General features: G+C 39.4%; 8 protein-coding genes and 1 pseudogene. 3 read left to right on the top strand and 6 right to left on the bottom strand.

Annotation, left to right across the window (positions count from 1 at the left end):
- The first annotated feature begins 97 nt into the window (after positions 1 to 97).
- Positions 98 to 1,279, top strand: a complete 1,182-nt coding sequence (locus RMY31_RS06715) for a patatin-like phospholipase family protein (protein WP_322664593.1) — start codon at positions 98 to 100, stop codon at positions 1,277 to 1,279.
- A 115-nt stretch (positions 1,280 to 1,394) separates the two neighbouring features.
- Here RMY31_RS06715 and RMY31_RS06710 read toward each other — a convergent pair whose 3' ends face one another.
- Both RMY31_RS06710 and folB read right to left on the bottom strand, forming a co-directional pair.
- Positions 1,395 to 2,699, bottom strand: coding sequence for a diguanylate cyclase domain-containing protein (locus tag RMY31_RS06710; protein ID WP_322664596.1), 1,305 nt, complete (start codon positions 2,697 to 2,699; stop codon positions 1,395 to 1,397).
- Between the two features lie 594 nt (positions 2,700 to 3,293).
- Positions 3,294 to 3,662, bottom strand: coding sequence for a dihydroneopterin aldolase (gene folB / locus RMY31_RS06705; RefSeq protein ID WP_322664598.1), 369 nt, complete (start codon positions 3,660 to 3,662; stop codon positions 3,294 to 3,296).
- Positions 3,663 to 3,745: 83 nt separating this feature from the next.
- On the opposite strand from folB, the gene menD reads away from it, so the two are divergent.
- Positions 3,746 to 5,548: a 2-succinyl-5-enolpyruvyl-6-hydroxy-3-cyclohexene-1-carboxylic-acid synthase gene (menD, locus tag RMY31_RS06700; RefSeq protein WP_322664600.1), complete on the top strand. Its 1,803-nt coding sequence runs from the start codon at positions 3,746 to 3,748 to the stop codon at positions 5,546 to 5,548.
- A 216-nt stretch (positions 5,549 to 5,764) separates the two neighbouring features.
- Here menD and RMY31_RS06695 read toward each other — a convergent pair whose 3' ends face one another.
- The 3 genes and pseudogenes from RMY31_RS06695 to RMY31_RS06685 form a co-directional block, all read right to left on the bottom strand.
- Positions 5,765 to 6,097, bottom strand: coding sequence for a DUF726 domain-containing protein (locus tag RMY31_RS06695; RefSeq protein WP_322664603.1), 333 nt, complete (start codon positions 6,095 to 6,097; stop codon positions 5,765 to 5,767).
- Positions 6,079 to 6,447, bottom strand: coding sequence for a DUF726 domain-containing protein (locus RMY31_RS06690; RefSeq protein WP_322664605.1), 369 nt, complete (start codon positions 6,445 to 6,447; stop codon positions 6,079 to 6,081). Before RMY31_RS06690 ends, RMY31_RS06695 begins: the two co-directional genes overlap by 19 nt.
- Before the next feature lie 291 nt (positions 6,448 to 6,738).
- A pseudogene (locus RMY31_RS06685) lies at positions 6,739 to 7,115 on the bottom strand (DUF4351 domain-containing protein); the annotation flags it as partial.
- Between the two features lie 65 nt (positions 7,116 to 7,180).
- On the opposite strand from RMY31_RS06685, the gene menB reads away from it, so the two are divergent.
- The gene (gene menB, locus RMY31_RS06680) at positions 7,181 to 8,014 is read left to right on the top strand and encodes a 1,4-dihydroxy-2-naphthoyl-CoA synthase (protein ID WP_322664610.1); all 834 of its coding nucleotides are present in this window, start codon (positions 7,181 to 7,183) and stop codon (positions 8,012 to 8,014) included.
- Positions 8,015 to 8,148: 134 nt separating this feature from the next.
- Here the strand turns inward: menB and RMY31_RS06675 are convergent, their stop codons facing one another.
- On the bottom strand, positions 8,149 to 8,463 hold the full coding sequence (locus tag RMY31_RS06675) for a hypothetical protein (protein ID WP_322664612.1): 315 nt from the start codon (positions 8,461 to 8,463) through the stop codon (positions 8,149 to 8,151).
- Positions 8,464 to 9,537: the final 1,074 nt, after the last annotated feature.

The raw sequence follows: 9,537 nt of genomic DNA, 5'->3' as shown, positions 1-9,537 counted from the left end.
TGGCAAAAAATTACAGTTCTCAAGGTAGAAGAGGTTTAATTTCTTAAAAATGTAAATTTATCATATTTAAAATGTATACCAAAAAATTCGGAGTAATATGCCTTTTCGGATTTTAAGCTTGGATGGTGGAGGGGTTCGGGGAGTGGTTGCGGCAACCATTCTCAAAGCTATTGAAAAGCAGATTAATCAACCTTTAAATGAGTACTTTAATTTAATTGCAGGAACTTCGACAGGGGCAATTTTAGCAGCAGCGATCGCCACAGGACGCAATAGCCAAGAAATAATTGATTTATACAAACAAAAAGGCTCAATTATCTTTCCTTATAAAAGCCGTTTTTCTCCACAGCGAATTCCTTTATTACTCAAATATGGTTTATCCGCTCCCAAGTTTTCAGATAGCGGTTTAATTCAAGCCATCAAAGAAACGTTGGGTGATACAAAACTATTGGATATTACTGCACCATTATTATTGATTATTTCTTATGATACTATTTACCGGGAACCAATTATATTTAAAAGCTGGCGGCAAGATAAAGGTTATGGCGATGTACCTTTGTGGGAAACTTGCGTATGTTCAGCATCTGCTCCAACTTATTTCCCAGCACATAAACTCAAAAAAAGAGTCAATGGAATAGTGCAAAATAGCACTGCATATACAATTACCTTGGGTGATGATGCATCCTCAATAGAGAATATATTTAACGATACGCAAATTAGAATTACCAGCGGTACAGGCAAAGGTCAAACTCGTATTATTAATAAGTATGTAGGAGCAACTCGACTAGCCTTTTTAGAGTCATCTTGGGACAGGATACCAGATAAGAGTTCTACTTACTCAATTAAATATATATACTCTGCCATTGATGGTGGTGTTGCTGCCAATAACCCTTCTAGCTGTGCTGTTGCTGAAGCTTTAAGACTAGGATATAAAGTTGAGGAAATTACCGTTCTTTCCATAGGAACTGGCGATCGCACTAGAGTAATACCATTTGCAAAAGCTCAAAGCTGGGGTCTGATACAATGGGCACAGCCTCTGATTGGGGTTTTGTTTGATGCCTCATCAAATGTTCATGAGTACATTACGAACCAGATAATTCATAATCAAGTTTTACGGTTGCAATTCAAGCTAGATAGAGAATTAACTGGCAAACGCTTGAGTGATGATATCGATGATGTTAGTCAAGAAAATATTAGCAATTTAATTGAAGCGACAGAAGTTTATATTAAACAGCCACAAGTACAAGCTGCTTTGCAGAAATTTTTACACATCAATCAATAATAAAAACGTCTCTTAATTATACAAATTCAGACTTACGCACAAAAATTGTTTGTGCCGAACGCCTTCTCGCAAGGTGGGAAGTGGCGTGAGACTCCAAGACCTACTGCCTCACGAATTACGAATTAGCATTAGTGGCTTCATCAAATACGCCATAACGAGCTTTTCCTTGCTGTTTAGCACGATACATGGCAATATCAGCATCCCGCAGCAGACTTTCAGGCTCATTATAACCACCGCAATTTAAAGCAATACCAATGCTGGCTGTAGTACATATCTGATGTCCGTTGAGGTTAAGTGGCAACCCTAAAGTGTCTTGAATACGTTTGGCAACATTAGTAGTGTCAGTAACATCTTTGATTTCCTCCAACAGCACGGCAAACTTATCACCACCAAATCTGCCTACTGTATCGCCACTGCGTACACATGACTCCAACCTGCGAGCGATCGCTACTAAAAGATCGTCCCCCATTCCGTGCCCCAAGCGATCGTTAATTCCCTGAAAACCATCTAAATCCAAAAACAAAACCGCAAAATTATAATCACTACGGCGTTTTCTTCGCTCTATGGCTTGCTTAAGTCTGTCTAGAAATAAAACACGATTGGGAAGTGCTGTTAACCCATCATAAAAAGCATTCCGTAGCAGTTGCGCTTCCATTTGCTTGCGCTGAGTAATATCTTGGAACACTAAAACTGCCCCAGTAATATCACCATTACTATCTCGGATAGGTGCAACATTATCTCCAATTGGTATTTCATTTCCATCTTTAGCAATCAGCATACAGTTTTCAGGTAGATTCAAAACTTTGTCTGCTGCTATTGCCTGTATGGCTAGATTCTCAATTGCTTCGTCCATATCTCGATCGACTAAACATACAACTTCTGATAAATCTCTGCCAAAGGCTTCATCTTGCTTCCAACCAGTAAGCACCTCCGCCATTGGATTCATAATTTGGATGTGACCATTAGTATATGTAACAACTACCGCACAGTTTATACTGTCAATAATTGCGGACATTCTCTGTATTTCTTCACGTAATCTATTATTTATTTGATGCTTGTAAATAGCCATTTCGATGGCAATATGCAAATCTGCTTCTGCGAACGGTTTCAGAATATAACTAAAGGCTTTACCTAGTTGTTTTTGATGTAATTTTATATATTGCGAATACTCAGTTATTTGTAACACGGGTATCTGGAAGTCATTCTGAATAGTATCTGCTACTTGTATCCCATTAATCTCTCCTGCTAAACTGACATCAATTAATACTAAATTAGGATGAATTTCCGCTATTTTTTTTATTGCATCCTCGCCAGAATCCGTAATTTCCGGAACATTGTATCCTAACTTCTGTAAAGTATTTCTAATATTTAACGCTAGGAGTTTTTCATACTCAATAACTAGGATTTTACGGGCAAGCATGTTAAAATAACCTGTTTGCTAAGGTTAGTGTATTGTTTTCAGTGTTCACTTAACCTGAAAGTCAATAATTCTATGATAATCAATCTAGAAAATATCGGTGTACTTGCTTGAATAAAATGCTCTTTAATTATCAATTATTGCATTTTTCATAGATGCCAGCCTGTGTGTTTAGCAAAGCTCGTCAAATTAGTTTATTCAACTAGTGTATTTAATACTTATTCATGAATGTTAAATAGAAACTTAAAATATAAATGACCGTAAAAATGCGTTTGTTTAAAGCACATATTTTGCAACGGTAAACACTGAATCAAAAAATACAAGTATTTGTATTATCTACCCAATATTACAACCTAATAATGTAATTTTAAGTAAAAAAATAGTTCGGTAGAATTCTAAATAAGAGATAAAATTAGGCCAATATAGTAATCCTAAATCATTCATTAACAACCAGATTCCCGACTTCTTAAAAAAATCGGGAATCTGAGCCTAAAGTAGTTTATAAGCACAACGATCGTGAACTACTTTGTATCATCTACCCATCCTCTCGCCCTATTGCATAGAAATATTCTGCGGGCAGAAAAGCAAGTGTGTGCTTCAGAAACCGGGCTTAGTTCTAGTCACTTCAATGCTGATTTTGCCGCCAAAGTCTGGGATGGGTGCAGCGGGTTTGCTAACAGTGAGTTGGACTTGTGTCACACGATCGCATTCTTGGAGGATAGCATCTGCGATCGTGCCTACTAACCTTTCCAGTAAAGCAAACTTGGATGTTTTAACCAGATTTTGTATTAAGCTAATGACGCTGCGATAATCAAGAGTATCTTTGATCGCGTCAGTCTTGGCAGCTGTGGAGATATCCAACCATAACTTCACATCTACCTCAAACCATTGTCCTAGTACCTGTTCTTCTGCCAGATACCCAGTGTAGCCATAGCAGCGAATTCCCGTTAAATGAATGCAGTCCATAAGAGTTTGAGAGCAAATTTTGCATTTCGGATTTTAAATTGATCTCTATATAAAATCTAAAATTTAAGATTATCTGAATAGCTATGCTTGATTTGATGCCGATCGCCTTTAGGAATGTTAATCAACTTTGGGCTTATATCTTAACGGAAACGCTAAAAAGGTTGGGATTGAGTTGTGTCGTAATTTGTCCTGGTTCCCGTTCCACGCCCCTAACAGTCGCCTTTGCCCAACAAGTACCTGATATTGAAGCCATTTCCATTCTCGATGAACGCTCAGCCGCCTTTTTTGCCTTGGGGAGAGCAAAAGCTACAGGATGTCCGGTAGCCATAGTTTGCACTTCTGGAACCGCTGGGGCGAACTTTTATCCAGCGCTGATTGAAGCCAAAGAAAGTCGCGTACCACTTTTGATATTAACCACCGATAGACCGCAAGAATTGCGAGATTGCCACTCTGGGCAAACCATAGACCAGTGGAAATTATATGGTAACTATCCAAATTGGCAAGCAGAGTTAGCTTTACCTTCTCCAGACATGGGAATGCTGGCGTATCTGCGACAAACGATAATTCATAGCTGGGAGCGATCGCAAACTCCCACGAAAGGGCCAGTACATCTCAATATTCCCTTTCGCGATCCCCTTGCACCGATTCCTGATGGCATTGACTTGAGCTATTTCCAGTCACAGTTCCACCCAGAAGACTTTTTCGCAGGAATAAACAGCAATTTTCTAATCCCCACTCTTGTACAGACGCGATTAATCGCGTCTCCACTCCCCACTCCTCAAGAATGGCAAAAATGCGATCGCGGTATCATCATCGCTGGTGTTGCCCAACCGCAGCAACCACAGGAATGTTGTAAGGCGATCGCACAACTTTCCCAAACTCTCAAATGGCCCGTGTTAGCAGAGGGACTCTCACCAGTGAGAAATTATGCCAACCTCAACCCTTATTTAATTTCTACCTATGACCTGATTTTGCGAAATCAGCAACTTGCAAAGCAGCTAGCACCCGAAATGGTGATTCAGGTGGGTGAAATGCCCACAAGTAAAGAACTGCGTACCTGGATAGATACAACCCAACCTCGACGCTGGGTAATTGACCCCAGCGACCAAAACCTCGACCCTTTGCATGGGAGGACAACTCATTTGCGAGTTGCGGTGGAACAGTTGGTTTGTGAGGAAGTGGGGGACAAAGGGGAGAAGGGAGACAAGGGGAAAAATAATCTCGATTATCTCGATAAGTGGTGTGTTGCAGAAACGCAAGTGAGGAAAGCTATTGACCAAACTATGGGCACAATGGAGGAGTTGTTTGAAGGCAAAGCTGCTTGGTTACTTTCCCAGACTCTACCACCAGGAACACCGCTGTTTATTGCCAATAGTATGCCTGTGCGGGATGTGGAATTTTTTTGGCAACCGAATAATTTAGGTGTGCGATCGCACTTTAACCGTGGTGCAAATGGAATTGACGGTACATTATCCACAGCTTTAGGAATTGCCCATCGCCATCAAAGTAGCGTGATGTTGACAGGAGATTTAGCTCTGTTGCATGACACCAATGGCTTTTTAATCAGAAATAAGTTTGTCGGACATCTCACAATTTTGTTAATTAACAACAACGGTGGTGGGATTTTTGAGATGTTACCCATTGCAAAATTCGACCCACCATTTGAAGAATTTTTTGGCACTCCGCAAGATATAGATTTTGGCCAGTTATGCGCGACTTACAATGTACAGCATGAATTAATTATTTCTTGGGAAAAATTGCAGCAAAGATTAAATCCACTCCCAACTACAGGGATTCGGGTTTTAGAGTTGCAGACAAATCGCAAAGCAGATGCGAAGTGGCGACAGGAGAATTTAAGAAACTTTGCCGCAGATATTACAATTTAACTGTCCCTAAATAAAGTTGATCTTAGTTAAGCCGCCCTATTAATTAAACGGCTTAATTTAATTAAATGCCTTTTTTAGCAACCTAAACATTTTTATTCTATAGGAATCGTACTTGAATCTTGCTAAGTATACTGAGAAATAAACCTTTGTATGGCAAGCTTCTAGCCAATTTTGTTTTTCAGAAATCAAATATGAGTCCTATATATAAAATTATTTTTATATTTCCCATAAACCCTTGTTAACTAACTCAGGTAAATAGTTGAGATATTTTGTAAGACTATGAGTCTTACCAAGATAAAATGTGGCATCTTCATTTATTATTCTTGAATGATATTCTTTAATTGGTTTACGTCCACAAGCATTATTACCTAGTTCAGCTAATTTAAAAGCTGTTTTTAAGATCAAATCATCATCGTTATATACATTTATTAAAGTTCCTTTTATTTTTGAGGCTACATATCCCCAATCTTTGCTACTATCTCTACGTATAGCACCACCAAGAAGAATGACATTTTCCAGAAGATACTGGTTTACTGAGCAATTATCCATACAATAATACAATAATAAGCAACACGCGCTCCTAGTGAATGAGCAACAATAGAAATATTTTGTTCAGGAATTTGAGATTTAATTAAGCTTGGTAAATAATCTTTACCAACAGATGCAGCACGGCTTTTACATTTATGCCAGTTCAAAATAACTAATTGAGAAGTACAACTCAATTTATTAGAAGCATCCCAATATAATTGATATACAGAGTGTTGCCATCCAGCATAATTCAATACTGAAAGCAAAGTATTGTCACGTACCTTATCCTCACTTAAATATCCGTCTATAAAAACTAAAGCTTTGAAACTTCTTGGTGGACTTGAAATAAGTCGTAGTTCGGGACATTCCATTTATACATACCTCTGAGAAAATTAGTCCTATTAATTAGGATTCCCAGAGGTAATGTTTCTATATCAAGGCTAAAATCATTTTTTTGCAATATGGTCTTGAATCCATAACGTGCTGATCTGCTGCTTTCTACATTGCGTAGTTACGTCAAGGCTATGGGAGGAGAATTAAAGCTTGTAGCAGAGTTTCCTGATAGACCTCCTGTGATTATTTCTGCACTAGGAGAATTAGACGATCAAGCTTCTGAGATAGAGATAGAATAGGCGATCGCTCTGTTTCTCCTCTGTGTAGATTTACTCTGTTGTTCGATTTTGTAACCACTCTTTCAAATCCGCGATCGCATTAAAATCCAACAACGCCTCACCTAATGCTTCTAACTGTTCTAGTGACAAAGCCTGAAACTGGGACAGCATCGCATCGGGAATTGCACCTACTCGTCGGTTTAACTGTCGTAAAACGAGCGATCGCTTCCCTTCTTCTCGACCAATTTCTAGCCCTTCTTCGTCACTAAATCCATTATCGCTTGTACCGATAGAGTGACTGCCTCATGCTGCCGTGCTTGTTCTAACAAAAACCGAGCCGATTCCACCGCTTCTGTTTCAGGAATCCTAGTTAGCAACATCAACCCCAATCCCAAAGGTTGTTGTCGTCAATCTCCCAACTCATCAATCTTAGCGATCGCTTGTCCCTAACTCCGCGATAAAATTCTCAAGCACAACAGCGCACTTCATTACCATGGAAATTAACTGGGAAACCGCCAAAACCTACGAAGATATCCTGTATCACAAAACTGATGGCATCGCTAAAATCACCATCAACCGCCCCCATAAACGCAATGCTTTCCGTCCCAAAACTGTCTTTGAACTGTACGATGCTTTCTGTGATGCTCGTGAAGATACTAGCATTGGCGTAGTCCTATTTACGGGTGCTGGCCCGCACACTGATGGCAAATACGCTTTCTGTGCTGGTGGCGATCAAAGCGTTAGAGGACACGGGGGTTATGTTGACGATGCTGGCATCCCCCGCTTGAACGTGCTGGATTTACAACGTCTGATTCGTTCTATGCCAAAAGTAGTAATTGCTTTGGTAGCTGGTTATGCGATCGGTGGTGGACACGTCTTACACTTAATTTGTGACCTCACCATAGCCGCCGATAACGCCATTTTCGGACAGACTGGCCCGAAAGTTGGTAGTTTTGATGGTGGTTTTGGGGCAAGCTACCTCGCCCGCATTGTGGGACAAAAAAAGGCGCGAGAAATTTGGTTTCTTTGCCGCCAATATAATGCACAACAAGCCCAAGAAATGGGTTTAGTTAATTGCGTTGTTCCCATGGAACAATTAGAAGCGGAAGGAATTCAATGGGCGCAAGAAATTTTAGAAAAAAGTCCGACCGCAATTCGGTGTCTCAAAGCAGCATTCAACGCTGACTGTGATGGACAAGCTGGTTTACAAGAACTTGCCGGAAATGCCACCCTACTGTATTACATGACGGAAGAAGGAGCTGAGGGAAAACAAGCCTTTCTCGAAAAGCGTCCACCGAATTTTCGCACCTTCCCCTGGCTACCTTAAAAATTTGCAAAAATCGCACCTTTTAACAAGGTGCGATTTTTTAAGCAAGAAGTGAAATTTTACAGCACTAGAAATCTTAAAGATAAATCTTAATAGTAAGCAGACTACAAACTGAGTCCAGTAATAAACGTTGACTAAATTCGTACTGTCTTAGCCTCAGCCTCTGGTGAGGAACAGTTAGCCATTTCCTCCACAGGGACAAGAACCACATTATCTACATTAGAAGCCATAGAGTGAGAAGAAGCTAACACTCTTGTTGCATCTGGTAAACTCCAAGCACCTTCCAAAGTTTCCCAAGAAGGTGCAAAAGGCGGAAGCGCCAAAGAGCAAGCTTTCCAACTTGCTTGAACTGGCGCTCCCAGCTGCTGGCACATTCCCCCACGACGACCCTCTGGCTTGAAATGACGACAATATCGACAGGCAGATGTCAAGAATTTATTGGGTTTCATTTTAGTTCATCTTTAGTGCCGTTTATGGCTGATTTGCATCCTTATATTTTGCTTCTAGATATAAATACGGAGTATAGCCAGAAGTCGTTATTTACTCTATGTTCTAGCGATCCCGATGAAAAAATAAATTTTAGGATGTTTTTAGATTCTTGTTATATTTTTAAATGATTACTAAAGTAGATACACACCGATTTTGGACTAAAAATAATTGGGGATCAAAGCTAAAACTATGATTCTAGATTTAAATATCAGTTTTACATCATCCCTAAGACGTAGTTTAAGTATTATATTTGTGATGAAATGGTGTCGAACGTTGAGCTAGACTGGCATAATTTAACATAAAATTCTCTAATGGCTCAAAATTAGAACTCTTGTATTACTAAACTGTAAGTTAATTTAGGATTTCTCCTGTTGAATTAATAAGCGCCAATCATTGTTTTGCAAATATTGAGGTGGGAATTGAAAATTTAATCCTACCTGTATTGTTGTGCCCTACAGATAAAAGTACAAGAATCATCTTGGCATATGAGCAATTTCGGGCGTAAAGCCATGTATCTACCGTTTTTCAGATGAATAATCTGAATTTATCTGGTGAAAGCTAAGACTCAAAGCCCTTCCCAACACTTTCTAACTTTTTGCTCAAAGTCTATGCCTTATACCTATATTTCTTAATAATTGCCAAACTATGACCGTGAAAGGGTTTTTAAAATTCATTATTAACTATGAACTTGATAACAATCTTTCTACTTTTGTTGCGAAAAGATTAATTTTGTTGAGAATTATTCACACAGATATGAGTGTTTGACTGTCCAGCCACGAACATTGTTCCAAAATGTCAAAAAGAAAGGCAAACGGACGACTGTCGCCACAAGTCAGTAGAGCTGACCAAGGCGCTGTTTCCAGAAGGCAACAATCAGTTAGGGCGATGAGGTATTACAGCAGTTCCCGGTGTTATGAGGTACAGTAACAGCAATTAGTAAACCAATTTTTTAAATCTTGAGGATTCATTAAGTTGAGTGCAACTGAGATTACTGTATCAACCATTTTTGTTGTAGTTGGAGCAAAACTGCGTAA

This window comes from Dendronalium sp. ChiSLP03b (assembly GCF_034531165.2).
In the GTDB taxonomy this organism is placed as follows: domain Bacteria; phylum Cyanobacteriota; class Cyanobacteriia; order Cyanobacteriales; family Nostocaceae; genus Dendronalium; species Dendronalium minutum.
The sequence above is the reverse complement of the archived record's forward strand: the minus strand, read 5'-3'. Positions and strand labels throughout refer to the sequence as shown.

Bases quoted from the DNA above. Each gene is read 5' to 3' on its own strand.
- RMY31_RS06715 (WP_322664593.1), top strand. From the start codon at position 98: ATGCCTTTTCGGATTTTAAGCTTGGATGGTGGAGGGGTTCGGGGAGTG.
- RMY31_RS06710 (WP_322664596.1), bottom strand. From the start codon at position 2,699: ATGCTTGCCCGTAAAATCCTAGTTATTGAGTATGAAAAACTCCTAGCG.
- folB (WP_322664598.1), bottom strand. From the start codon at position 3,662: ATGGACTGCATTCATTTAACGGGAATTCGCTGCTATGGCTACACTGGG.
- menD (WP_322664600.1), top strand. From the start codon at position 3,746: ATGCTTGATTTGATGCCGATCGCCTTTAGGAATGTTAATCAACTTTGG.
- RMY31_RS06695 (WP_322664603.1), bottom strand. From the start codon at position 6,097: ATGGATAATTGCTCAGTAAACCAGTATCTTCTGGAAAATGTCATTCTT.
- RMY31_RS06690 (WP_322664605.1), bottom strand. From the start codon at position 6,447: ATGGAATGTCCCGAACTACGACTTATTTCAAGTCCACCAAGAAGTTTC.
- menB (WP_322664610.1), top strand. From the start codon at position 7,181: ATGGAAATTAACTGGGAAACCGCCAAAACCTACGAAGATATCCTGTAT.
- RMY31_RS06675 (WP_322664612.1), bottom strand. From the start codon at position 8,463: ATGAAACCCAATAAATTCTTGACATCTGCCTGTCGATATTGTCGTCAT.